The organism is Pseudomonas sp. HD6515, from assembly GCF_024971855.1.
In the GTDB taxonomy this organism is placed as follows: Bacteria; Pseudomonadota; Gammaproteobacteria; order Pseudomonadales; family Pseudomonadaceae; genus Aquipseudomonas; species Aquipseudomonas alloputida.
The window spans coordinates 6,246,712-6,272,621 of the sequence record NZ_CP079827.1; the positions used below are offsets into that span (position 1 = coordinate 6,246,712).

Sequence of the window (25,910 nt, forward strand, 5' to 3'; positions counted from 1 at the left end):
TCAAATGGAGTGAGGCGGACATATCCCTGGGCTCCGACGTTTCATGACAACCTTGCCAATGACACATCAACGCCGGATTTATTCCTTATAAAGCAAACAACCATAGCCGTTACACCAATGCCGAACAGATACAGTGCTTGTGGACCGGCATGCTCCATCATCGCCCCTGCAACCAGCGGGCCGATGGTCGCGCCGATACCAAAGGTCATCAGCAGCACTCCGGCCAGCGATACACGCAGTTCCGGCTCTAGGTTGTCATTGGCATGAGCAACGCCCAGCGGATACAAACAGAACTGCAAGAAGCCGATGGCAGCCCCGGCCAACATGATCCACAGCTGCCCTGATGCCAGCCCGAAGGCCAGCGGCAAATAGGCTATGCACAGCAATGCAGCGGTAGCGCGGATCAAGGTGATGCGGGAAATATGATCCGACAGTTTACCCAGCGGTAGTTGTGCTAGAAGCCCAGCGGCAATGCTGACAGCCATGAACTGCCCGACCTGCGCCGGACTAAAGCCCAGTTGCGCAGCAAAGATCGGCGTCAGCCCATACAGGCAACCGTTCAGCAATCCCGAGGCAAGAATCGTGAACAACGATTGAGGAAGTCTACGCAGGTACAGCAAGGGTTTGATCCGGGCCTGGTTGATGTTGCTCGGCTGGGTACCGTTGTGCAGAGCCACGGGGATCAAACCAATGGCAAAAGCCATGGCCACGCCCGTCAACGCCAAGGTGTGCAGCCCATCTCCCAGACTGAGCATCAATTGCCCTAGCATCATGCCGACATAGCTGGCCACCATGTACAGCGACATGGCGCCGCCTCGCCGGCTGACCGGTGCGCAGTCGTTGAGCCAGCTCTCGATGACCATCAATTGGCCCATCATTGCCGCACCAACGACAAATCGCAGGGCAAGCCACAGCAGTAAACCATCACTGAGCTGGTGCGAGAGCACCGCAGTGACAATCACCCCGGCGCTCACCACAAAGGCCCGAGCATGGCCGACCAGGCCAATCAGCCAATAACCGGAGCGGGCTCCCAACACCATGCCCAGCGCGTTGGCGGCCATAAGCGCACCCCCCCATACCTGCGCCACACCGGAAGCATTCAGGCGCAGGGCCAGGTAGGTCATCAGCAGGCTGGAACCCAGCTGCATCAACAAGGCAGCGACATAAATCGTGCCGAACCGTTTGGATAATGCGAACAATTGGATTCCCCAGACCAGGGTGGTCGGTAGTCAGGCAAGGCCGTGGCGCTGTTTCCAATCACCCGGGTACACCACATAACCGAACAGCGCGTGGCCTGCGTACACCAGCTCCGTGCCTTCGGGAATCCACAGCACCTGACCTGGCGACACGCGGTACACCTCGCCGTTGGCCTGGAGTTCAAAACAGCCCTCAATGACAAAAATCACTTCGTCATAGAGCACCGTCCAGGCCACTTCAGCACCTTCCCAGCGGGCAAAGCCGATACCCAGGTTGGGCGACACCTCATTACTGACAGCACGCGCTACCGAGGCGCCGCCAGGCGGCCCGCCCCGGTGGACAAAGTCCAGGTTCCGGTGGTCGACCAGACGCACCGGGCCTTTTCCGCTGAGTGTGCGGGTCATACTTCGCTCCTACTGTTGAACGCGGCCCAGCGGATCCGGGCCCGCACCCCCATACCCAAGAACGGCTCAGGCGGGTTACGGGAGGGCAGGCCAGTCACTGCGCGGATGTCACTCAATTGCTGGGAGTCCGCCCCCACCGCCATGTCTGCCAGGAGCGTTCCGGAAATGGTGCCCCAGGCCGCGCCCACGCCGTTGTCGCAGGCGGTGGCGTAAACACCCTGATCGAGTTGGCCGAAATAGTTGGTAAAGTTGCGTGAGATCGCATAGACCCCACCCCAGGTATGGGTAAACGGCACTTGGGCCAGTTGCGGATAGCGCGCCTCGAAGGCCTTGCGATGGTCATCGCGAATCTTGTTGCGGGTAGCATCGGTTACGCTGCGACCGTAGCGAGGGACATGCTTGTAGGTATTGCGGATGATCAGGCGCCGGTCCTGGGTCATTCGTACGGTGGTACCGGCGTGGTCGGCAGGGGTGAGGCCCCAGTCGGCCTGGGCACCAACCGTCGCCATCTCGACGTCGCTCAGTGGTCGCGTCCAACTGGCGAAGGTCATCACCGGCAGGAGTCGGTTGCGCAAGTAGCCGAACTCCTGGGTGAAGATGCTCGTGCCCAGCAATACCTGCGGGCTCCGGATCAGCCCGTTGTCGCCCCGCACCAGCCACGTGCCGCAGGGGTCTTTCTGGAGTGTGCGGATTGGCGACTCTTCAAGCACTTCGACGTTGCCGGGAAGCGAATTACCCAGGCCACGTACCAGGGCAGCAGGCTGCATCAGGTAGCAACCGGGGGTGTAGATGGCGCGGCTGTAGTAGCGGCTACCGAGTACACCGGCTAGTTCGTCACGCCCGACCACGCGATAGGGCTCACCCAGGTCGGCCATCAGTTTTTCAAAGTGATCCAGATAACCCTGGCCACGTTCTCCCACCGCGCCCTGGTATTTTCCCGCATGGGACCACTGGCATTCGATGCCGTGACGGCCGATCAATGTTTGCAGTTGATCGATGGCTGAGCGGTTTAGGCCCAAGAGCCGTTGTTTATGCTGAGGATCGGGATGTTCGAGGGCGAATTTGTGCGGCAGGTCGATGACGAAACCCGAGTTGCGCCCGGAGGCGCCGTAGGCGATTCGCTGGGCATCTACCAAAACAATGCGCGACTGCGGCAGGTGCTCGGCCAGGCGCCGTGCGGCGGCAAGCCCAGCAAAGCCAGCACCGATCACCACATAATCGGCGTTATGTTCGCCACTTAGGCGCTTGCTCGGCGCCTGTTCAGGCAGCGCGGCATACCAGCCGCAATTGCGGTCATCGTGAGGCAGATTGACGATACTGTTCATGGTTCAGCCTCAGGCCACATTTTGTTGGGTGTCCTGGCAGTTTTGCAGCCAGGTATTTCGTTGCATTTGTGCCTGACGGCCGAGCAGCACGAACCCGCGCAGGGCACCTGCGTGGTCATGAAACGCAGCGCTCAATCCATCGCTGGTCGCATCGCAGCGCCATTGGCCCTCGCAACCACCGGGAGGTGTCAGCAGGCACAGAGGGGCGACCGGGGTTTTCACCGTCACGGGCGCCAATGGGTAGTGGGCGGCGGTCGGTTGGCCCAGCAAGGTCTTGGCGAGGGCACGAATGCCTTCGTTGATCGGCGCGAGGTAAGGCAGCAACTGGCCGTTGATCTCGACGCAATCGCCCAAGGCATAGATGCCCGGTTGTGAGGTCTGTAGTTGTGCGTCGACCTTGATCCCGCGGCCACAGTCCAGGCCGGCTTCCAGCGCCAGCTCAAGGTTGGGGCGCAAGCCCACTGCACTGAGCACCAGGTCTGCACCGACGACCTGACCGTCGGCAAGGGTCAGTCGGTAGCCTTCGCCGTCCGGCTCGATGCACTGCAAGGTGGTACGCAGGCTCCATTGCACCCCCAACCCCGATAGCGCTTGCTGCAAGTGCTGGCCTGCCGCCTCGGGCAGCAGGCGTTCCATGGGCCAGGCACCCAGGCCGATTACCCGAACCTGATAGCCATTGCTCGCAAGGTCGTTGGCAAACTCGCAGCCGATCAAACCGTCGCCCAGAATGGCCACTCTGCGCACGCCATCAAGGCGTTGGCGGAACGCCTGGTAATCCTGCAGGTTGTTGACACTGAGCAGTGCCTCGGCGCGGCCCTCGATAGGCAACCGCACGGGAGAAGCACCACTGGCTAGCACCAGTTGGCCGTAGTCCATTTCGCCGAGGCTGGTGTACAAGCGCTGCGCCTGGGCATCGATGCGTTCGACTTTGCAGCCGGTATAGATACGAATGCCAAGCCTCTGTTCGATCGCCAGCGGCGTTTCGGTGGCCAGGGCTGCGGCGGTGCGCCCCTGAGCCAGGGCGATGGATAGCGCGGGCTTGGAATAAAGATGGCCCGATTCCTGGGTCAGTACGCGAATCTCCAACTGCGGGGCGGCCTTGCGCAGGGCCTGTGCCAGGCCGTAGCCGGCATGGCCGCTACCGATGATGACCACCGGTTGGGCGGGACGAGCGGCAACCAGTGGTTGCGCCTGGATAACCGGCGCGGTAGCCACTGCTGCGATCGGGGTGCTGAGTTCGATCATTTCAAAGTCGGCTTTGCCGACCTTGCACTCAGGGCATAGCCAGTCTTCGGGCACGTCCTCCCAGCGGGTACCGGGGGCAATGCCGTCGTCGGGCCAACCTTTGGCTTCGTCGTAGATCAGACCACAGATGATGCAGAGCCAGGTTTTCATCATGCTGCCTCCTCACTCGCCCTTGATACGCACGGCCAGGTTCTTGGTCCTGACGTAGCTGTAGAGCGCCTCCTGGCCTTTTTCCCGTCCGAAGCCCGAGAGCCCGACGCCGCCGAACGGCGTTTCGATGCCACCGGCATACCATTCGTTGACGAACACCTGGCCGGTGCACAGTCGCCGGGCACAGCGCAGGGCGCGATTGAGGTCCTGGGTGAATACGCCGGCCACCAGACCGAACACGGTGCCGTTGGCAATGGCGAGGGCCTCCTCTTCGCTGTCGAAGGGAATTACTGCCAGCACAGGGCCGAAGACTTCAGTCTGGGCGATCTCCATCTGCGCAGTCACATCGCGCAATACGGTTGGCGCCATGTAATGCCCGCTCAGGCCGCTGATGGCCTCGCCGCCGGTTGCGACCACCGCGCCTTGCTGCTGGGCACGTCGGCACAAGGCCTCGATGCCTTCGAGCTGAGCAGCAGAAATCACGGGTGTGTGGTCAGGGTTGTCCTGGCCCAGGCCCACGGTCAGCCCCTCGGCCATCGCGACCACGTCAGCTACAACCTCGTCGTAGATAGAGCGATGTACCAGCAAGCGCGACATGGCAGAGCACACCTGGCCGGCATTGAAGAAGATGCCGCTTTTAACGCTACTGATCAGTTGCTCACGATCGGCATCCGGAAACACTAGGGCCGCCGACTTCCCGCCCAGCTCCATGACGCTGGGAATCGCGTGTTCGGCGGCACTGCGCAGAATGCTCTGGCCGGTGCCGACGGAACCTGTGAAGACGATCTGGTCGACATCGCGATGGCCGGCCAGGTAGGCACCCACTTCACGACCACGGCCGCAGATCAGATTGACGGCCCCCTGTGGCAGGCCGGCACGCTCGATGGCCTGCATCAGCACGCACAGGCCCAGTGGCGACAGTTCCGGCGACTTGATCACTACCGCGTTGCCGGCCGCCAAGGCAGGGGCCAGGGAGCGGGCGCAGATGGATACCGGGAAATTCCACGGCACGATCTGCAGCGACACGCCCAAGGGGTCGTAGACGGTGAAATCTATGTAGCCGTCGCCCAGCGGAATCGACTTCCCTTCGATCTTGTCGGCCATGCCGGCGTAGTATTCGAAGTAGCGCGCGGCCTCGATGAATTCGTCACGGGCATCACGCAGGCTCTTGCCGTTTTCCTGGCAAAGCACCCACGCCCCTTCGTCGGTGATCGCACGAATCTGCGCGGCAACCTCAAGCAACCAGGTCACCCGCTGCGCAGGACGCACACGGTTCAGAGCGTTGCTGTCAGCACAGCGCCGAGCCGCCTGCAGGGCGCATTCGGCGTCGGCCACACTGGCTTGGGCGATGGTCGCCACAAGGTCCGTGGTGCCAGGGTTGTGGATGCTCAGGTGCTGCTCACTGTCGGTCCACTGGCCGTCGATGAAGTTCAGCCAGTGCGGAGCTATCGGATGCATGATGATCACCTCAGGCGCGTTGAGCACAGTCAAGCAACTGGCGGGCAGCCCACTTGTGGAAGTAGTGAGTCGGCAGATCCATTTCCGGCGAGAACGCACCGCCGCTGTAACCAGGCGAGGAGCGGCCCTTCTGCATGCCTTCGACCGAGGCGATGTCTTCGGCGAACACTACGCGCCAGGATTCCATTACCGCTTTGCGCGAGGCGTCGTAACGGCTGTCGAGCGCTTCGTCACCCACGTAGAACAGGCGCAGGTGCTCGATGGTTTTACCCGGCGCCACAGGCTCGAGCATCATGGCGAACGCATGGTCGGCCTGGATGCCCAGCAGCACATTGGGGAAGAACGCCACGTACTCAGCAGTGCGCAGGCGGTCCTGTGGCCAGGATGGGAAGATCGGCAAATGGGTACCGGCAACGGCCGAGAGGTTGTAGGCGTGGCTGCCTTGGCCAGCGAATTCCTCGAACATGATGTTGTAGTGGTCTTCCAGGCGCGAGTAGCTGTTCAGGCTCGGGTGCACCCACGGCAGGTGGTAGGCCTCACAGTAGTTCTCGACTGCTAGCTTCCAGTTGCAGTTGACCTCGATGCTCATAGCACCACCGTTCGCTTCACGACGCAGCAGACTCATGCCGTCATTGCCCAGGAACTGAGTCCAGCGTTCGGTCAACGGCTGCAGTTGCTCTTCAAGCGCCGGTGCCTCGCCAGACAGGTTGATGAACACCATGTCCATCCAGATCGTGGTGCGCAGCGCCTTCAGGCCGTGTTTCTCGCATGCGAAACGTTCGTCTTTGTGCTGGTTGATCCCGCCAATGTGCGGAGTGCCTTTGAGACCTCCGTTCAGGTCGTAGGTCCAGGAGTGGTAGGGGCAGCGGATCACACCCTGCACTTCACCCGCCTGTTGAACCAGTTTCACGCCGCGGTGGCTGCAGACGTTGTGAAACACCTGCACCAGGCCTTCACGGTTGCGCATCATCAGCAGCGGCAGGCCCATGAAATCGACCGGCTTGACGTAGCTGTTGGTCGGCAAGTCGCTGGCAAAACCTATACACGCCCAGTTACGCCCCAGCACTTCGTCGCGCTCGAGTTCGAAATAGCGCTGGTCGGTGTAGAACTCGTTGGTCAGGCCATGAGCTTCATGGATAGGCGCCAGAACGGTTTCCAAGACGTGGACGGGAATAAGGCGGGAGTCAGTCGATACGGTCATTTTTTGTTTTCTCTTGTTAGATGCACGGCAGGCAATGCCTTGATGCCTGGTGCCAGTTTCAGCAAGAGAAGAAGGGCGCGACAAACGATTTATTTCAACGCTATTTATCAGTTTTTATCATTAATGATTTATTCGTCGATGACGGCAGTGGTAGATAATCGTTGATGAACTGCCAGGCTCTGGAATTTTCAGATTAATGACTTTTGGTAATCAATTAATGACTAGAAATGGTTTGTCGAAGAGCGGGTAATTCTCCCATTTTGATAGGGCCCGAGAGAGCGTACCGCGCCTTGGGCCTGCGGGAAGACCGCCGCCAGGGATCCGGCACCTGCCTGTGGCAGCGGCTCTACCCAAACCGTGACATCAAACCCTTGAACAAAAACAATAGGGGATAACCAATGCGTGCCGAATCTGGCCTGCTCAAAGGCCTCAATCCCACCGTGACGATCTGGTCGTTACTGGCCGTAGTAGCCTTTGTGCTGTTTTGCGCCCTGTTTGCCGAACATGCAGCAGCGGTTTTTCAACGTGCATCCGACTTCATCCTGCAGAATTTCAAATGGTTCTACCTGATTTCCGTCACGGGTGTGCTGGGGCTACTGATCTATCTGATGTGCAGCAAGTTTGGGTCTATGAAGCTTGGGCGAGACGACGACAAACCCGAGTTCAGCTTCGGCTCCTGGATCGCCATGTTGTTCAGTGGCGGCATGGGCATCGGACTGATCTTCTGGTCGGTTGCCGAACCCATGTGGCATTACGCGGGCAACCCGTTCGCCACCGGCCTCACCGACGAAGCCGCCACCACAGCTATGCGAATTACCCTATTCCACTGGGGCCTGCATCCCTGGGCTATTTTCACCATCGTTGGCCTGGGCCTTGCTTACTTTGCCTATCGCAAGGGCTTGCCGCTGAGCATGCGCTCGATCCTTTACCCGCTGATTGGTGAGCGCATCTATGGGCCCATCGGACATGTGGTGGACATCCTTGCCGTGGTGATTACCGCGTTCGGTGTATCCCAGTCGCTGGGCCTGGGCGTGGTGCAAATGAACACCGGGCTGAGCCAGGTGTTTGACCTGCCCATCAGCCTGGGGGTGCAGATCACCCTGATCGTGCTCATTACCCTGGTTACTACCGTATCGGTGATGGCCGGCGTGTCGCGTGGCATGAAGCGCCTTTCGGAATGGAATATGCTGTTGTCGGTGGTGCTGGTGGTGTTGATCCTGCTGCTGGGGCCAACCCGCTACATCATCAACCTGATGTTGGAGAGCACCGGCGACTACGCCAGCCATGTAGTGGGTCTGAGCTTTTGGAGCGATACCCAGAAGGACAGCGGCTGGCAGAACTGGTGGACGGCGTTCTACTGGCCGTGGTGGATGACCTGGGGCCCGTTTGTCGGTCTGTTCATTGCGCGAATTTCCAAAGGCCGCAGCATCCGTGAACTGATCGCCGGCGCGCTGTTGGTACCCACCCTGGTGACGATCATCTGGATGTCGGTGTTCGGTGGTACCGCGCTCAAGGCTGAGCAGCTCGATCGTCAGCAGCACGCAGAACTGGTTGCCAGTGGTGAGCTGCAGGGCGACAAGGCCAAGTTCGAAGGTGGCACGGTATTGCTGGCGACCAAGCAGGAAACCACCGCTGCCATGTTCACCCTGCTGCACAAGATCGACGCCGGTACGTTGGGCAAGGTGCTGAGCGTGCTGGTCTGTATCCTGCTGGCGACGTACTTCATCACCTCGGCCGACTCCGGCACCCAGGTGCTGTGTACGTTGAACTCCATGGGCAGCGCCAACCCGCCGCAGAGTATCCGCCTGCTCTGGTGCATCCTGGAAGGTGCTATAGCCATGGCTCTGCTGATGGCGGGGGGGCTCAAGGCGATCCAGATGGCGAGCATTGCGGCGGGATTGCCGATTGCGGGGTTCATCCTGCTGATTAGTTACACCCTGATGCGCAGCTTGCGCCAGGAGATGGCTGACGGCCTGCTTGATACGCCGCCGGGTGGGCGCCTGCCTATACCAGGGATTCACCCGCAAGGCATCACGCCGGTGGCTGGGCCCTTGGCCTGCGAGGGGCTTGATATGGGGCTGACAGCGAAGAAAGCCAGCTAACCTAAAGCCACCCTGGAAGACACAAGACCGACAGCCATCAGCTGTCGGTCTTGTGTTTTGGCCAGGCTATTTCTGCACCGAAGGCAGGGCCATCAACCAGTCCCGGAACAGCCGCACGCTTTCACGAGGACCACGCTCGGTGGACGACTCCAGCAGGCAGAACTTGGCGTCGGTCTGGAGTACCACATCGTTGGGCTTGACCAGCGCACCGGTGCTCAACGCATCGTCCACCAGGTTGCCCCAGGCCAGGGCCACGCCCTGGCCACTGATCGCCGACTGGATCAGCATACCGTAGCTGTTGATATTGACGCGATGCTTGGGGGTCATGGGCTCGTATCCCAGGCGCTTGAACCATTCGGGCCAACCTACCCAGTCGCGCTGGGAGTCTTCAAGCCAGAGCCAGGTACACGACGACAACCCTTCGATGCTGCTCAGTTGCGGATGCCTGGCCAGATAGGTCGGGCTGCACACCAGGAAGATTTCTTCCGAGAACAGCGGCGTGACAGCCATGTCCTTGGGCGGTGGGTTGCAGTAGTAAAGCGCCAGGTCGCTGTCGAGCCTGGCGTAATCCTTCACATGATCGTGGGCGATGATCCGCAGGTCGATGTTTTCATGGGCACTCTGGAATTCCGACACCTTGGGCAGTAACCACAGCGACGCCATGGCGGTACTGGTGGCAACGGTGACTTGTTGGTTGCCTTGCCACTGGCGTATATCGCCGGTGGCGCGTGCCAGGTGAAGCATGCATTCACGCACCGTTTCGTAATACTGCGCGCCGGTGGGGGTCAGGGACATGCTGCGGGTGGTACGGGTGAATAGTGCCTTGCCCAGGTAGTCCTCAAGAAGGCGAACCTGACGGCTAATTGCACCCTGGGTAACATTCAATTCCTTGGCGGCAAGGGTAAAGCTCAAGTGGCGTGCCGCAGACTCAAACGCATGAAGACTGTTGAGCGGCGGAAGAGGCTGGATTTTCACAGGCAGGGGTTCCACTCATTTTTATTATCATCCGCTCACTGGAGTGGCGGTTTCCTCTCTAACGCATTCAGGGCAGAACGAAGCAACCGGTTCACTATACTGCACATTTGCAGAAAGATATTCGTTCCCTGAATAGGCAATATCCCAATCACTTTTAATGCCATTGAATCACCCCTGGTTTCGAAGACACCTTCAAACTCCCATTAGACGGTCAATTCCGAACCTCGCCCCTTCAGTAGGGTGTCCCACTGAAGTTTTCTCTTCAGGCTTGGACCTTATCCGCCGATGCAGCGTGTTTGCGCAGCGCTTCGTCACGCAGTTCACGGCGCAAAATCTTTCCGACGTTGGTGGTCGGTAAGGTTTCACGGAACTCCACCGCCTTAGGTACCTTGTAGCCGGTGACGTTAGCGCGCATGTGCTCCATAACCTGCTCTGTACTCAGCTCACTGCCCGGTTTAACCACCACCAGCAGCTTGATCGCTTTACCGGATTTCTCGTCCGGAATACCGATAGCGGCACACTGCAATACGCCTGGTAAGGTGGCCAGCACGTCCTCCAGTTCGTTAGGGTAAACATTGAAGCCAGACACCAGAATCATGTCCTTCTTACGATCGACGATGCGCATGAAGCCGTCGGCCTGAATTACCGCGATATCACCAGTCTTCAACCACCCATCCTTGTCGAGGATTTCGTCGGTGGCTTCCTGACGTTGCCAATAGCCCTTCATCACCTGTGGTCCCTTAACACACAGCTCGCCGCGCGCCCCAAGTGGCAGGTCTTTGCCGGCTTCGTCGATTACTTTGCACTGAGTCGAAGGCACCGGGATGCCTATAGTGCCAATCTGGATGTTACTAAACGGATTTACCGAAGCGAGTGGACTGGTTTCGGTCATGCCAAAGCCTTCGCAAATCGAACAACCGGTGACCTGCGTCCAACGCTCGGCCGTGGCGACTTGCAATGCCATACCGCCCGAGAACGTGGCTTTTAAGTTGGAGAAATCCAACTGACGAAACGCCTCGTTGTTGCACAGGGCGACAAACAAAGTGTTGAGGCCGACAAAACCAGTGAACGGGTGCTTGGCCAGATCTTTGGTCATCGCTGGCAAATCACGCGGATTAGTAATCAACACGTTATGCCCACCCATCAGCATCATTGCCATGCAGTGAAAGGTGAACGCATAGATGTGGTACAGCGGCAATGGCGCAATCAGCACTTCGACGCCCTCACGCATTTCCGAACCCATCAACGCCTTGGCCTGCAGCATGTTGGCGATCAGGTTGCGGTGAGTCAGCATCGCTCCCTTAGCTACGCCCGTGGTGCCGCCGGTGTATTGCAATATGGCAATATCAGCGCTGCTCGGATTGACCGCTTTAGCCGTTTTTCCCCGCCCTTGTACCATCGCTGTAGTGAACGGAATGGCGTGCGGCAGCTTATAGGCCGGCACCATCCTCTTCACATGTTTGACCATGGTGTTTACCAGCACACGCTTGAATGGCGAAAGCAGGTCACCGATTTCGGTGACGATAACGGTTTCGATGCCGGTTTTAGGTAGCACTTGTTCGGCCAAGTAGGCCATGTTGGCAAGGCAAACCAAGGCCTTGGCACCGGAGTCGTTAAATTGATGTTCCATTTCCCGAGCGGTGTATAACGGATTGGTGTTCACCACCACCAGGCCAGCACGCAAGGCACCAAAGACCACCACCGGATACTGCAGCACATTGGGCATTTGCACGGCGATACGATCACCAGGTTGCAAGTCGGTGTACTGCTGCAAATAGACAGCAAAGGTGTCCGACAACTCGTACAGCTCCGCATAGGTGATGGTTCTACCCAAGTTGCTGAAAGCTGGTTTGTCGGCAAAACGTTGGCAGGACTCTTTCAGTACCGCCTGGATATTCGGATACTGGTCAGGGTTTATTTCAGCAGCAACCCCAACGGGATACTTGTCCTTCCAAAAATTATCGGTCATGAAAACCCACTCCTAAACAACGGTTTATGTTCACAGCAACAGTGCAGTTGATCGTTGTGTTCTGTGCGGTTATGTCCTTGGATTCAGGCCTGGCAGTACCTCGCTGCCTCGCACTGACACTTGGTAAGCGCGAGGCATACCGCTCAGCGATTGCTTTTGTTGAAGACCAGCAGTGACAGCAGCGCAGGCATCAGCAGCAACGCGCCGACCATGTTCCAGAGAAACAGCAGCACTAGCAGCAGGCCCATGTCGGCCTGGAACTTCAGTGCCGAGAACACCCAGGTGGCCACCCCCAGTGCCAGGGTGAGGCCGGTAAAAGCCACCGAGGTGCCGGTGGTTTTCAGCGCCTCAAAGAACGCCGCACGCAACCTCAGGCCCTGGTGAAGGAAGCCCTCCATGCGGCTGTACAGATAGATGCCATAGTCCACGCCGATGCCGACGCCGAGAGCGATCACCGGCAACGTCGCGATCTTCACGCCCAGCCCCATCTTTGCCATCACTGCCTCGCACAGCACCGTGGACAGGTACAGCGGAGCCATCAGGGCGAAAGTCACTTTCAGCGACCTGAATTCCCACCAGACCACCAGCGAGATGATCACGAACACCAGGAACAGCATCAGTGGCTCGGAGAATTTGATGACAATGTTGGTGGCCGCCTCAATCCCGGCATTACCAGCGGCCTGGAGGATTTCAAAGTCGCCGGTGCTGTACTGCTTGCTGAACGCTTCGACCGCGTTGACTACCCGGGTCAGTGTTTCGGCCTTGTGATCAGCCAGGTACAGGCTGATTGGGGCAACGCTGCAGTTGGGGTCGACGAACTCGGCGGCGACGCCGGAGCGGGCGTTGTTCATCACGAACTGGTCGCGGGAGAACTCGGCCCATTTCGGATTGCCTTCGTTACGCGCGAGTATGTTGAAGCGCATAGTGCGGTACAGCGACTGCACCGACTCGACACCTTCGACTTCCTGTAGAGTCTGCTCCAACTGGGTCGCGAGGTCGGCGGCGGCGAAACGCGCACACTGCTCCTGTGGGGTTTTGAATATCACCACATAGACATCGGTGCTGGTGCTGTAGTGGTCCAGCAGGTAGGCGTTGTCCTGGTTGTAGCGGGACTCTGGGCGGAACTCCGGCGCCCCCTTGTCTAAATCGCCGATCTTCAGGTCCTGCCTGGCGTGGTAGCCATAGCCGAGCAGGAGCAGGCTGCCGAGCACCAGCGCTATAGCGAAACGCGGCTCGACCACCCGCGCCACACGACGGAACACCGGCCAGGAGGAGTTGGCGCGTTTTTCCTGCTGGCGCAGGCCGCGCGGACTGATACCGACGTAGGACATCAGCACTGGCAACAGGAACATCTTCGTGAACAGAGCAACGAACACGCCGATGCTAGCGGTGATGGCCAGTTGCTTGATCACGCCGATGTCAATCACCAGCAGCGTGATGAAGCCCACGGCATCGGCGATCAACGCCGTCGAACCGGGGATGAACAGCGCGCGGAAGGTACGTTGCGAGGCCTCCAGCGGCGTAGCGCCCTGCCCCATCTCGCTCATCATCAAGTTGATGTTCTGCACCGCGTGACTAATGCCGATAGCGAAAATCAGGAACGGCACCAGGATCGAGTACGGATCCAGGCCAAAATTACCCAGACTGAGCAAGCCGAGCAGCCAGACCACTGTCAGCAGACAGGTCAGTACCGTCACCATGGTGCTGCGCCAGCAATGGCAATAGAAGTACAGCAGCAGCGTGATCAGGCCAACAGTGACGGCGAAGAACAGCGCGATGTCGCTGGCGGAGTCAAGCAGTTCGCCGATGATCTGGGCAAAGCCGATGACGCGGATGTTCACACCCTGATCGGCAAAGTGCTCGCGCACCTGCTGTTCCATGGCCTTGGCGAAAGCGCCGTAGTCAAGCGGCTTGCCGCTGTCCGGATCGTTTTCCAGCAGGGGCACGCGGATCACCGCCGACTTGAAATCGTTGGCGACGTAGCTGCCGATCATGTTGGCGCGCTGGATGTTCTGCCGCACCTGGGCCAGCGACTCGGGCCCGCCGTCGTAGGTGTCGGGGATCACCCGACCGGCGCGCAGCCCCTCGGTGGTAACCTCCGCCCACATGGCGTTCGGGGTCCAAAGCGACTTCAAGTTACCGCGGTCGACGCCCGGCAGATAGAAGATCTTGTCGTTGACCTTACGCAGGGTTTCCAAGAACTGTTGATTGAGGATCTCGCCTTCGGCGTTTTCAACCACCACCCGCAGCACGTTGCTCTGCGGACGCAGCACCTCTTCGAACTTCAGGTAGTTCGCGATGAACGGGTGGCCAGTAGGAATCATCCGCGAGAAGCTAGCATCCGGGCGTACTGACAAGGCGCAATAGGCCAGCAGCAGCGATACCAACAGAAAAAACCCAAGCACCGCGGGACGATTGCGGAACAGGACGCGCTCGCTGATAGCGACCAGGCGGTTCAGAGTAGTCAGGTTGTCCGGCAAGGATTGCGGCATGGTCATTGCTTTTGCTCCTTCAACTCGGCCAACGACAAGGCCAGCAGGCCTCCGTTACCACTTAGAACCAATTGTCCAGGTGCAGCTTCGGCTACGCTCAGCCAGGCATTCTTCCTGCCCGGCAACTGCCAGAGTTCAAAACTCCGGCCGTCGTCGCTGTGCAGGAGCACACCACCATGACCACCGAGCAGCAGGCTGCCGTCGACCAGTTGTGCAGCGCCATACAGACCGGCTCGGGCCGGTACGCTCAGGGGTTGCCAGCTGGCACCTTGATCGTCACTGCTCAGCAGCGTGCCGCCGAAGCCGAGCACTAGCAGGCGACCTCCGTTCAGTTGCAACAACTTGTACAGCGAAGCATTGCTGCCGGAGTCAAGCGTCTCCCAATGCTGGCCGCCGTCGCTGGATCGGTGCAGCTGCCCTCCCTCGCCTGCTACCAGCAAACCGCCGTCAGCCAGCCCGAGTAAGCCGTTTAGATGCAAGCGCTCGGGGTTTTCCGGGCCGGCGAGGAACTGCCAGTGCTGACCGCCATCAACGGTGTGCAAAAACATTCCATAGGCGCCCACCGCCCAGCCTTCTTTGGCATTCTTGAACCAGACATCCAGCAGAGGCCGCGACGGACCATACTCACTGCCGGCCTGAATGTCTTCGAGGGCGAATTGGGCGCTCTCCAGAGCTGTGCTCAGCGCCTCGTCATCCGCCGCCGCGGCACTGGCCGTCTCAAGCCGGGTCACCTCAGACTCAGCCCAAGCCTTCGCCAAATCATTGATGGCACGACCATCGAGCTGCTTCTGCCAGCTCCTTCCGCCATCCACGCTATGCAAAATCACGCCGTCATGACCGACAGCCCAGCCCTGCTGCGCATCGACAAAATGCACCGCGGTCAACAGCACCTCGACTGGCACACGGGCCTGGCTGAGGCTGCCGTTGGCGGCGCGCACTAGCACCCGCCCATCCTGGCCGACTAGCACCACTCGCCCGTCCACTACCTGAGAGTCGGTGAACAACGACTGGGCCGCCAGTGGCGAAAGCCGCGCCGGCCGCTCCAGGCGGTCGGACAGTGCTGCCGGACCGTGCGCATATGCGAAACTGGCGCTCAGGCCGAGCGCCAACACCAGGCAGGTGAGCGTCTTCATAACGGGAAGCCCTCAAAACTAAACCTACGAATTAAAAAGGGCCGAGGGCTCACGCCGCCCGACCCAAGTACCACTTGGAGTAGTGCTGGCTTAGCGACCGCTGCGGCGCAGCGCGGCAGGGCTGAAGTCCTTGATGCTGGCCTTGACGCCAAACTCGGTGAGCTTCTCCTCGTTCTCCAGGCCGTAGGCGAGGTAGCGGCGGGCCTGCAGGTCGTAGATGACGTCGCTGATCTGAATGCTCGACAGCACATCGTAGCGCTGCAGGCTATGAGCCTCCTGCATACGCCATAGCTCACCGCGACCGTCGTAGAGGTCGACCGCGAGGATGCCCCAACTGTCCTCGTCGATGTAGAACACACGCTTGGCGTAGATGTGCCGCTCGCCCGGTTTCAGGGTAGCTTCGACCACCCAGACACGGTGCGGCTCGTAGCGCATCAGGTCCTGGTTCAGGTGGTTGGCCTGGATGATCTGCTTATACTTCAGCGTGCGGTCCGCCAGCTTGTAAGTGTTGTAGGGCACCAGCATTTCTTTTTTGCCGACCAGCTTCCAGTCGTACTTGTCTGGGGCGCCGTTGTACAGGTCAGCCGAATCATTGGTACGCAGACCGTCAGAGGTGCTGACCGGGGTGTCATAGGACACTTCAGGAGCCCGCAACACGCGGCGCTGGCCAGGATTGTAGGTCCAGGCCAGACGGGATTCCTTGGTCTGGTCGATGGGCTCGTGGATCAGGGTCTGGGCGCCCGCCACGCTTTCCGGTGAGGTCACGTTGTTCCAGAGGTAGAACAAACGGTTTGGTTCAGGATTACCCAAGGCAGTTGCCATGACGACCTTGCGCACACGCCGCACCGGGGTGAAGCTGCCGTCGGATTGCACCACCATCTCGGTGGGATAGTCGATAAAACCACCCACGCGATAACGCACCAGATGATTCCACATTACCTCCAGACCAGTCTTGGGAATCGGAAAAGGCACCGAGGTCTTATCGTAACGGGACATACCATTGCCACTTACCGCCAGTTCGACGATGCCGGCCTCCTTGGCGATCTGCACGTACTCGGTCTGGGGCAGCGCCGCGGTGCGATGACTCGGGTAGACCGCCATCTTGTAGTCGGGGTACTTCTCCAGCATGGCCTTATGGCCGACGCTCAGCTGATCGGCGTACTGCCCCATGTTGGCCTTGCTCACGGTGTACAGCGGCTGTTCGTTGGCGAATGGGTCGAGATAACCCTTGCTAGCGTCGAAGCCAGCAGGCGGTGTGGTCAGACCGCCGTCCCAAGCCGGGATGGTGCCGCTGGCATTGCCGGCTTTCTCGGCCCCGACCGGGGTCAGGTCCTGGCCCAGGCGCGCCACTTCGGCGGCGTCTAGCTTGGCCAGCGCGGAGCCGCTGGCGAGGCTGATGAGTGCGCCGAGAATGACGCTGGACAATAGGTGCTGATTCATCTGCATACCTCTTTACTTAGAAGCCTGCGCGCAGGCTGAGGGCGATAAAGTCTTTATCGGTTGGGGCCCAGAAGGAGTTGCCGGAGCCGGCCCAGGACAGTTCGGCGGAGTAGTTCTGCAGGTAGTCAGCCTTGACGCCGAACGAGCCCAGCAGGCGATCCTCGAAGAAGTTGCCGTCATAGGAGGTGCCATTCACGTCCTGACCGAAGGCTACGAAGGGCGAAACGTTGATCCCGGCGAACAGACCCGGATAGTTCAACTGGGCGCGTAAGCGATAGCCCCAGGAGAAATCGGTAACGAAGCCTTCGTTGCTGCAGACTTCCTTCTGGTAGCGCGCATTGACCCCTACCGTGCAGCCTGCCGAGCCGAGGCCCTGATTGGCGGCGAAGTTGGTGCCAAAGGAGTCGGTGCGGCCATAACGACGATCATCGAGGCTTGGCAGATTGTGTATGTACTTGGCAGCCACCTCGCCCATCAAACTGAGGTTGTCCGCACCTAGTACCTGCGATACCGTTTTGATAAAGCCCAGCGATAGTTGCGAGATTTCCAGACGGTCGTAGCCATTGAAGCGTGAGCCGGACGTGGCATTGATGGCGTCCTGGCCGAGAGTCAGGTTCTCGCCGATCAACCCTGCAGTGGCGACTGGGTTACCGGCGAAGGCCGGAATAATGTCACCGGAATGCAGGGCTGCCGGCTGGTTCGGCCGATAGCTGTATTCGCCGAACACCGAGGTGCCAAGCAGTGTGGTGGAGAAGCTCAGGCCGAAGATGCGGATATCCTCGGGGAAGGCTGCGTAATACTCGACGTTAGTGGCCTGCTGACCGGCAATCCAGCCAGCACCGCCTGCCGCGCGCTGGGCGGTCATCACGCTGGGGGTGGGGGCGCGGGAGTGAATATTCATCGCATAGGCGCCGAACTCTGCACCCAGGCTGTCAGCATAGTAGCGGGCGGCCAGGCCGAATTGGCCACTGTTGCGCGCCTCGTCGTCCTCGGCTCGGTGAATGATGAAGTCTTGGGCATAACCAACCTGGTCGTTCGGATTCTGCGCGAGGGACCCACGCGATATGCCGTAGCAACCCTCGGGAAAATAGTCGTTGAGTGCGAAGTAGGTCCCGCAGCCTTCCAGCACCGACTGACGCCATTGCAACTGATAGAAGGCCTCTACGCTGAGGGCGTCGGTCAGGCCAAAGTTGGCATACAGCAGCGGTACCGGCAGCAGGGCTTCCTTCAACTGCGCGCCGGGGCGGCGCAGGGCGGCCACGTCCACCGGGCTAACGGCGTTCAGGCCGTTCTGGAAGAACAGCCCCTCTCCCCAGTTGATCACCTGATTGCCGGCGCGCAGATGCAGCGGGTGATCGGCAAGATCGAAGTCGCCAAACACATAGGCGTCCAGCAGCTCAGCGCCCTGAAACTTGGCCATTTCGTCGAAGTGACTGTCGTCCAGTTTGCTGTCCGTCTCATAGCCATTGGGCGAGTGGCCGTGTTCGACCTTGGAGTTTTCCAAGGTGTAGTCATACCAGGCCTTGGCGCGCACAAAGGCACCGAAGTTGCGCCAGTTGAGTTCAACTTCGCCGAGCAGGGTGGTCGGCGAAGACACCAAATCATCTTTTTTGTAGTTGAGGCGGCTGTCGTCGGCGTTACGTGCACCAGTGGGGTTGAATTGGCCTGCTGAGCCATACCCGTTGTGGTCGGCATTGCCCTGGAAGATCAAATTCCGATTAGGATTTTCCGCGCTCCAAATAGCCCCGGTGGTGACGCTGCCGTTGGCGCGGCCACTAATCTCGCCCCACTCAAATTCGCCGGCATTAGCTTGCAACGAAATGGCGCAGGCCAAGGGGGTCAAGGTCAGGGCGGCTTTGCCCAGCCAGCTACGACTATGCATGGAGAAGTTGGCGAGTGAAGTCATGCGACTCCCTCCTTATTGTTGTTATTGGATGGGGTGCTACTTGTATCGTCGCAAGTCGGTAAGACCGGGCGAGGACTGCGGTTCGGTTTCTAGGGCTAACTAACTCAACTCAAGCCACCGAAAACCGGCCGGACAATCGCAGTTGTGAGTGAAGGATCGGCCTCAGAAACGCTCGCGCAGCCAACTGATAATTGTGTCGGCGACCTGTTGCGGTTGTTCGGGCAACAGCGCATGGCCGGCGTAGGCAAGCTTCTGAACTTTCACCCGTTCGGGGTAGGCCTTGAGCAGCTTGTCGGCATTTGCCGGCGGGGCCACGCGATCTTCCAGAGGCTGGATTACCAGCATGGGTGCCACACCGCCCGCCCACCAACTCTGGAGCGGGGTGGCCTTCGTAGCGGCTTCCTGATAAATCGCCACCTCGGGGTACCAGCCGTCACGCCAAGCCGCCGGTTCATTGCCTTCAGCAAAGAAGGCCAAGCGGACAGCCTCAAGATGTTCCGCCTCAGGCAGATCCGTCCTGAAGCTGTCGCGCAGGGCTTTGACTATTTCTTTGGGGATGTTGGTCGAACCACCGGCCGCTAGCAGGATCACGCCCTTGGTTTGTTGCGGATACTCGCTGGCGAACGTACGTGCCACTCGGTTACCAAAAGCATGGCCTACCACGATAACAGGGCTGTTGGTAACGGCCTTGCTGACCGCGTACACATCCGCTGCGAGGTCTTGCAGCGTCAGTCCCACAGTGAGTCCGCTGCTTTGGCCAATGCCGCGCGGTTGCGGCAGGATTACCTGATAACCGGCATCAACCAGACGCATCTTCAGATCATCGAAGTCCTGCGCGCCACGGCCCAGCGAGGGAATGAGCACCACGGGCAGGCCCTCGCCGAGCACCTCAACATGAATGCTGCGCTGGTCTTCTTTCACCATCAACTCACGTGCCTCACTCAAACCCGGCGTCTGCAGCAGCATGAGGCCGCAGAAAATATGGGCGGCGAGAACCATGGGAGTAATTGAGCGCATTGCTTGCATCGAGAACGGAGACTGGCGCATGAGTAATTCTCACTGGCTAGGCCGACTGCACGGGCTAAGGCTGCGCCTGATCTTTTGGCTCAGGGTACCGAGAACCCGTGATATGGCGTTTGTATTTGTTGTGTGCGCCGGAGTCTAGGCTTGTGAAATAAATATAAATAGTTTAAAAAAATTATTTATCGATGCATTTTAGGAATCACCATGCTCACCCTCAAACAGCTCAAACACCTGATGGCCATTCATCAACATGGAAGCATCCACCGCGCTGCCGAGGCCTTGTACATCACCCAGCCGGCACTGACTCGCAGCCTCGGAAATCTAGAGGAGGCCTTTGGAGTACGGCTGTTTGACAGGAGCAAGAGCGGTATGCAGGCCACCGATTTTTATCTAAAAATCAGGGACCGCTGTGCCCACTTGTTGCTGGAGGTAGAAGAGCTCGAACGCGAAGCGGGGCTTTACCGCAACCTAGAATCGGGGAAGCTGTCGATTGGTATGGGGCGGGCCTCCCGGGAGCTGATCTTGTGCACGGTCTTACCCAAGTTCGTAAAGCAGCACCCCCATATACAGGTGCAAATCCGCGAGGGGGTTTCGGAAGAACTTGCCTACGGCCTGACAAACTGCAGCTACGATCTGGTGATTGCCGGCGTGGGCAGCTATCGACACTTTGAAGGGCTGATATGGCAAGAGCTCCAGCGCTTGAGAATTTCGCTCGTCGTAAGGAGCGGCCACCCGCTGACACAACAGCAAGGCATTCCTCTGACGGAACTGATGAATTTCCCCCTGGTTTCAGCCACTGAGCTTTCGCCAAGCCATCCCGTGTACAAGCGACACCCCGCGCTAGCCGAACTGAACATCAGCGTGCTGTGCAGCGACTTCCACGTGCTCAAACAGATAACGCTAGAGACAGATGCCGTGATGGTTGCACCGGAACGACAGTTCCAAGCAGAGCTGGACGAAGGCAGTCTGGTGATACTGGATATCGCCGGGCTGGAACTCATGATCGAGCTATGCGCCATCGAGCTGGCTGGCCGTTCTCGCTCTCCAGCCGCACAACGCTTCATAGAGCTGTGTCAGGAGCTACTGCCTACGCTGGCCTGAACACAAGCCTATTGTGTGCTTTCAATAACCGATACTTAAAATGCATCAATCAATGAATATAATGAACTGTTAGTTATCTATCTGCCCGCCTACTCTAGCCTTGGCAGTCGAGCGTCCATTACGTACGCACAACTTATTTCTCAGGCGCCGGAGTACCTCAATGTTCACAACAAAAAAAATAGACCCATTAACTCAAACGGCTGTCAGCCTCAGTCGCATAGCAAAACAAGGGGGGCTGAGCCTAGGTTTGGTTCTCTCTCTCGCCGGGGGCACAGTACTGCCTGCCGCCGCTGCCGACAGCGTCTGTGGGCCCAAGAATATAGAGGCAGTTGCAAGCTACTTCTCCACGGCCACCGCATCGGCACCGCAGAATTATCGGAACGCTTATCAGCACTTCCCGTCTCGCGAAATCCCCGCTGCGGCCAAGCCTTTCGCGCTAACCGCAGGCCAGCCTCTGGGCAAGGTCGACTACAGCTATGAAGGCAAGGAACGCAGTCTCGACGACTTTCTGAAAAGCACGCGCAGCAACGCTTTTCTGGTTCTGCACGATGGGCAGATTCTGCAAGAGCAGTACTTCAACGGCGCTTCGCAGCAGAGCCATTTCTTGATCAACTCGATGACCAAGTCCCTAGTTGGCTTGCTGGTCGGTGTCGCCGTGGAGCAAGGAAAGATCGCTAGCCTGGACGACCCAATAACCCGCTATTTACCGGAACTGGCACACAGTGCTTATGCCACAGCCACGGTCCGCCAGGTGCTGGACATGACCACCGCAATGCAATTCGCAGGACAGAACCCCGAAGCCGCGGGCCGTGGAAGAGACATTGAAGCCGCCGCAGGTAAGAGCTTCGGCTGCAATCAGTCAATCCGGCAGCATCCTACTACTGCACTGTACAGCGAGCGCAGCCATCACGGTGAGCGATTCACCTATATCAATACCAATACTCAGGTTCTGGGGATGCTTGTCGAGCGTGTTACCGGCACCTCCCTATCGCAGTTCATGGAGAACAATATTTGGTCGCGAATAGGCACAGAGAGCAGTGCCTACTGGCTCCTCGATCAGACCGATAAGAGCAAGGCGATAGAGCATGCCTGGGTGGGTTTGAATGCACGCCTGCGCGACCTTGGCCGCATGGGGATGCTATTGGCTCATGGCGGAGAGTGGCAAGGCCAACAGCTGATCAGCAAGGCCTGGATAAATGAAAGCATGCACCCTTCCGAACCTTTCCTGCAGCAATTGCCAGAGCGCCCTCTGTTTGGTTACAGCCACCAGTGGTGGGTTCCGGTTGGCGGAGAGGGAGAGTTCATGGGAATAGGCTTTGGCGGACAATACCTTTATGTCAATCAGCCCAAGCAGTTGGTGGTGGTTCAGCTGAGTACCAATCCTGCGTACGACCCCAAGAAAACTTCGGAAGAAACTCTAGCAGCGTTCCGCGCCATCGCCACTAAACTCTAAAGGGATTAACACCATGAGTTCAAATACTCTCAAAGGAATACGAAAACTGTCGGCGGCTCTCATGTTGCTATCCGGTGTAACCCATTTGTCACAACTAGTGGTTTATGGTTTCGCGCTAAACGTAATTGGTGCTGCAACGTTCGGGGCGATCTATCTTGTTGTAGGCATATACCTCCTAAAACCTGGCACACTAGGCCTGTGGCTGGGTTCTTATCTGCCTTTGGCGGGAGGTATCATGGGTGCATGCCGCTACCTGCTTGTGCATAACAACCCATTTAGCTTGTTCCATATCGGAATTGATCTAATTGTCGTCCCTAGCTGTTTGTATCTGCTGGCGCTTGAATACCGTCGACTGCAACAAGTGGCGGTTAAGTCATACACATGACTTGCGTTTTAATATAGATGAGCAGGCCCCGGAGTGGGCCTACTCTCTCTGCGAGGCGCCTTGAACTGATTAATGTGAGAAGCCACTGAACGGAAAGCGAACCGAGGAATCCTCGGCCGCTTCCGACAGTTTTAATTCTCTAAATCCAGTTGATCAACACCTGACTACCCGTTACTCGACAGTCACCGACTTGGCCAGATTACGCGGCTGGTCAACGTCGGTCCCCTTTAGCACGGCCACGTAATAAGACAGCAACTGCAGCGGGATGGTGTACAGGATTGGCGCCAGGGCATCGGCAATGTGCGGCACCTTGATCACGTGGGTGCCTTCACCATTGGTCATGCCAGCGTGCTCGTCGGCGAACACTACCAGCTCGCCACCACGGGCACGCACTTCCTGCAGGTTGGACTTCAGCTTCTCCAGCAGTTCGTTGTTGGGTGCAACGGTAACCACCGGCATGTCGTTGTCCACCAACGCCAGCGGGCCGTGCTTCAACTCGCCTGCTGGGTAAGCTTCGGCGTGGATGTAGGAGATTTCCTTAAGCTTGAGAGCACCTTCCATCGCCACCGGGTACTGCGCGCCGCGGCCAAGGAACAGGGTATGGTGCTTGTCGGCGAACAGCTCGGCAATTTTCTCGACGGTGGCATCCATGGCCAGGGCTTCGCCCAGGCGGGTTGGCAGTCGACGCAGCTCTTCAACCAGCTCAGCTTCGACACCGGCTTCCAGCGTACCGCGCACCTGACCAAGGGCCAGGGTCAGCAGCATCAGCGAAACCAGCTGGGTGGTGAATGCTTTGGTCGAAGCCACGCCGATTTCAGGGCCGGCCAAGGTCAGCAGGGTCAAGTCCGACTCGCGTACCAGCGAGCTGATACCCACGTTGCAGATCGCCAGGCTGCCGAGGAAACCCAACTCCTTGGCGTTGCGCAGTGCGGCCAAGGTATCGGCGGTTTCGCCGGACTGCGAGATGGAGACGAACAGCGTGTCCGCCTGCACCACCACCTTGCGGTAGCGGAACTCGCTGGCCACTTCTACCTGGCATGGGATGCCGGCCAGGCTTTCCAGCCAGTAACGCGCAACCATACCGGCGTGGTAGCTGGTGCCACAGGCAACGATCTGCACGTTGCGCACCTTGGCAAACAGGTCGGCAGCTTGCGGGCCAAAGGCCTGGACCAGCACGTTGTCCTTGCCCAGGCGGCCTTCAAGCGTGCGCTGAACAACGCTTGGCTGCTCGTGAATTTCCTTGAGCATGAAGTGGCGGTAAGCGCCCTTGTCGGCAGCCTCGGCACCTTCGTGGTACTGCACGGTTTCGCGCTGGACCTTGTTGCCCTGCTGGTCCCAGATAGAGACCTGATCACGGCGGATTTCAGCGATGTCGCCTTCTTCCAGGTACATGAAGCGGTCAGTTACCTGACGCAGCGCCAGCTGGTCGGACGCCAGGAAGTTCTCGCCAAGGCCCAGACCGATAACCAGCGGGCTACCACTGCGTGCGGCCACCAGGCGGTCCGGCTGCTTGGCACTGATCAGCGCGAGGCCGTATGCGCCGTGCAGGCGCTTCACCGCCGCCTTAAGGGCGTCGGTCAGGTCTGGAATGCTCTTCAGGGTGTGGTGGATCAGGTGGACGATGACTTCGGTATCGGTCTGCGAAGTGAAGACATAGCCCAGGCCCTTCAGCTCTTCGCGCAGCTCCTCGTGGTTCTCGATGATGCCGTTGTGCACCACGGCCACGTCATTGCCCGAGAAGTGCGGGTGGGCGTTGCCTTCAGTCGGCGCACCGTGGGTAGCCCAGCGAGTGTGGGCAATACCCAGCTGGCCTGCCAATGGGTCATCAGCAACAGCAACCTCCAGCTCGCTGACCTTGCCGATGCGGCGGCGGCGCTGCAGTTCACCGTTCTGGGTGAGTACAGCCAAACCGGCGCTGTCGTAACCGCGGTATTCAAGACGCTTAAGGCCTTCGATCAGGATGGCTGTGATATTACGCTCGGCGACAGCACCAACGATTCCACACATGTTTTATTGCTCCTGGCTGATCGCGGCGCAGATCAGGTTGATGCCGCGGGCTTGAATTTGTTCGCGCGCTGCTGCTGGCAGGCGTTCATCTGTAATAAGGGTGTGCACACTGCCCCAGGGCAGCTCGAGGTTAGGGATCTTGCGCCCTACCTTGTCCGACTCGACCATCACGATCACTTCACGGGCGACTTCGGCCATTACCCGACTCAGCCCAAGCAACTCGTTGAAGGTAGTGGTACCCCGGCCGAGGTCGATGCCGTCGGCACCGATGAATAATTGGTCGAAATCGTAGGAGCGCAGTACCTGCTCCGCGACCTGGCCCTGGAACGATTCGGAATGCGGGTCCCAGGTGCCACCGGTCATCAGCAGCACCGGCTCGTGTTCGAGGTCGCAGATTGCACGGGCCACATTGAGCGAATTGGTCATCACCACCAGGCCTGGCTGGCGCCCCAGTTCGGGGATCATTGCCGCCGTAGTACTGCCGCTGTCGATGATAATGCGCGCATGTTCGCGGATACGCCCCACGGCAGCACGCGCAATGGCCTTTTTATAGGAAGAGACGGGTTGTGCCGGTTCACCCAGCAACTCTTGCGGCACCGGCACCGCACCACCGTAGCGGCGTAATAACAAGCCGTTGGTTTCCAAGGCGGCGAGGTCTTTGCGAATGGTCACTTCCGAGGTGGCGAAACGCTTGGCCAACGCGTCCACACTTACCTCACCCTGCTCGCTGAGCAGAGCCAGAATATTGTGTCGCCGTTGTGGTGTGTTTCGTTTCGACATGTGCGTTTAAGTTTCGATTCGAAAGTTAGTGATTGCAATCAAAACCTAAGACGCGCGATTCGTCAAGCTGTCGCTGACCTGTGGATTGTTTGCTTCTGCTTTGACGCGGTCCTTTTGGCGCGGCAGCGCCAATAAAAAAGCCGACTTATTCACATAAGTCGGCT

Annotated in this window: 19 protein-coding genes and 1 pseudogene; 4 read left to right on the forward strand and 16 right to left on the reverse strand. The window is 58.9% G+C overall.

Annotation, left to right across the window (positions count from 1 at the left end):
- Positions 1-41: 41 nt before the first annotated feature.
- The 7 genes and pseudogenes from KW568_RS28670 to KW568_RS28700 all read right to left on the reverse strand — a co-directional run bounded on the left by KW568_RS28670 (position 42) and on the right by KW568_RS28700 (position 6,980).
- Positions 42-1,199: an MFS transporter gene (locus KW568_RS28670; RefSeq protein ID WP_014861159.1), complete on the reverse strand. Its 1,158-nt coding sequence runs from the start codon at positions 1,197-1,199 to the stop codon at positions 42-44.
- Positions 1,200-1,229: 30 nt separating this feature from the next.
- Entirely contained in the window at positions 1,230-1,601 is a 372-nt protein-coding gene (locus KW568_RS28675; protein WP_003253236.1) for an ethanolamine utilization protein EutQ, read from the reverse strand.
- Entirely contained in the window at positions 1,598-2,926 is a 1,329-nt protein-coding gene (locus KW568_RS28680) for an FAD-binding oxidoreductase (RefSeq protein WP_003253234.1), read from the reverse strand. The genes KW568_RS28675 and KW568_RS28680 overlap by 4 nt, the downstream gene beginning before the upstream one ends.
- Before the next feature lie 9 nt (positions 2,927-2,935).
- On the reverse strand, positions 2,936-4,171 hold the full coding sequence (locus tag KW568_RS28685) for an NAD(P)/FAD-dependent oxidoreductase (RefSeq protein ID WP_227743113.1): 1,236 nt from the start codon (positions 4,169-4,171) through the stop codon (positions 2,936-2,938).
- A pseudogene (locus tag KW568_RS28690) lies at positions 4,160-4,321 on the reverse strand (rubredoxin); the annotation flags it as partial. The gene KW568_RS28685 and the pseudogene KW568_RS28690, both read right to left, overlap by 12 nt.
- Positions 4,322-4,333: 12 nt before the next feature.
- Positions 4,334-5,779 (reverse strand): aldehyde dehydrogenase family protein, encoded by a 1,446-nt coding sequence (locus KW568_RS28695; protein WP_010955853.1) that lies wholly within the window; start codon positions 5,777-5,779, stop codon positions 4,334-4,336.
- A gap of 10 nt (positions 5,780-5,789) precedes the next feature.
- Positions 5,790-6,980 (reverse strand): aromatic ring-hydroxylating dioxygenase subunit alpha, encoded by a 1,191-nt coding sequence (locus KW568_RS28700; RefSeq protein ID WP_003253228.1) that lies wholly within the window; start codon positions 6,978-6,980, stop codon positions 5,790-5,792.
- A gap of 398 nt (positions 6,981-7,378) precedes the next feature.
- On the opposite strand from KW568_RS28700, the gene KW568_RS28705 reads away from it, so the two are divergent.
- Complete coding sequence (locus KW568_RS28705; protein ID WP_003253226.1) at positions 7,379-9,082, forward strand: BCCT family transporter; 1,704 nt, start codon at positions 7,379-7,381, stop codon at positions 9,080-9,082.
- A 66-nt stretch (positions 9,083-9,148) separates the two neighbouring features.
- On the opposite strand, the gene KW568_RS28710 is transcribed toward KW568_RS28705, so the two are convergent.
- The 7 genes from KW568_RS28710 to KW568_RS28740 all read right to left on the reverse strand — a co-directional run bounded on the left by KW568_RS28710 (position 9,149) and on the right by KW568_RS28740 (position 20,044).
- The gene (locus KW568_RS28710) at positions 9,149-10,057 is read right to left on the reverse strand and encodes a LysR substrate-binding domain-containing protein (protein WP_003253225.1); all 909 of its coding nucleotides are present in this window, start codon (positions 10,055-10,057) and stop codon (positions 9,149-9,151) included.
- A gap of 262 nt (positions 10,058-10,319) precedes the next feature.
- On the reverse strand, positions 10,320-12,026 hold the full coding sequence (gene fadD1 / locus KW568_RS28715; RefSeq protein ID WP_259537344.1) for a long-chain-fatty-acid--CoA ligase FadD1: 1,707 nt from the start codon (positions 12,024-12,026) through the stop codon (positions 10,320-10,322).
- 143 nt (positions 12,027-12,169) lie between these two features.
- Complete coding sequence (locus KW568_RS28720; protein WP_064615151.1) at positions 12,170-14,518, reverse strand: RND family transporter; 2,349 nt, start codon at positions 14,516-14,518, stop codon at positions 12,170-12,172.
- A 2-nt stretch (positions 14,519-14,520) separates the two neighbouring features.
- Positions 14,521-15,651, reverse strand: a complete 1,131-nt coding sequence (locus tag KW568_RS28725; protein ID WP_004575185.1) for a YCF48-related protein — start codon at positions 15,649-15,651, stop codon at positions 14,521-14,523.
- Between the two features lie 90 nt (positions 15,652-15,741).
- The gene (locus KW568_RS28730) at positions 15,742-17,097 is read right to left on the reverse strand and encodes a DUF1329 domain-containing protein (protein ID WP_100774163.1); all 1,356 of its coding nucleotides are present in this window, start codon (positions 17,095-17,097) and stop codon (positions 15,742-15,744) included.
- A gap of 10 nt (positions 17,098-17,107) precedes the next feature.
- The gene (locus KW568_RS28735; RefSeq protein ID WP_259537349.1) at positions 17,108-18,997 is read right to left on the reverse strand and encodes a DUF1302 domain-containing protein; all 1,890 of its coding nucleotides are present in this window, start codon (positions 18,995-18,997) and stop codon (positions 17,108-17,110) included.
- Positions 18,998-19,159: 162 nt separating this feature from the next.
- On the reverse strand, positions 19,160-20,044 hold the full coding sequence (locus tag KW568_RS28740) for an alpha/beta fold hydrolase (RefSeq protein WP_173881342.1): 885 nt from the start codon (positions 20,042-20,044) through the stop codon (positions 19,160-19,162).
- A 180-nt stretch (positions 20,045-20,224) separates the two neighbouring features.
- Between KW568_RS28740 and KW568_RS28745 the strand changes: the two genes are divergently transcribed.
- From KW568_RS28745 to KW568_RS28755, 3 genes are all read left to right on the forward strand, one after another.
- Positions 20,225-21,121 (forward strand): LysR family transcriptional regulator, encoded by an 897-nt coding sequence (locus KW568_RS28745; protein ID WP_003253209.1) that lies wholly within the window; start codon positions 20,225-20,227, stop codon positions 21,119-21,121.
- Between the two features lie 160 nt (positions 21,122-21,281).
- Positions 21,282-22,574: a serine hydrolase gene (locus tag KW568_RS28750; protein WP_004575181.1), complete on the forward strand. Its 1,293-nt coding sequence runs from the start codon at positions 21,282-21,284 to the stop codon at positions 22,572-22,574.
- 13 nt (positions 22,575-22,587) lie between these two features.
- Positions 22,588-22,959 (forward strand): hypothetical protein, encoded by a 372-nt coding sequence (locus KW568_RS28755; protein WP_127644111.1) that lies wholly within the window; start codon positions 22,588-22,590, stop codon positions 22,957-22,959.
- A gap of 171 nt (positions 22,960-23,130) precedes the next feature.
- Here KW568_RS28755 and glmS read toward each other — a convergent pair whose 3' ends face one another.
- Together glmS and KW568_RS28765 are read right to left on the reverse strand one after the other, a co-directional pair.
- Complete coding sequence (glmS, locus tag KW568_RS28760; RefSeq protein WP_004575180.1) at positions 23,131-24,966, reverse strand: glutamine--fructose-6-phosphate transaminase (isomerizing); 1,836 nt, start codon at positions 24,964-24,966, stop codon at positions 23,131-23,133.
- Between the two features lie 3 nt (positions 24,967-24,969).
- Entirely contained in the window at positions 24,970-25,746 is a 777-nt protein-coding gene (locus tag KW568_RS28765; RefSeq protein WP_003253204.1) for a DeoR/GlpR family DNA-binding transcription regulator, read from the reverse strand.
- Between the last annotated feature and the right edge of the window lie 164 nt (positions 25,747-25,910).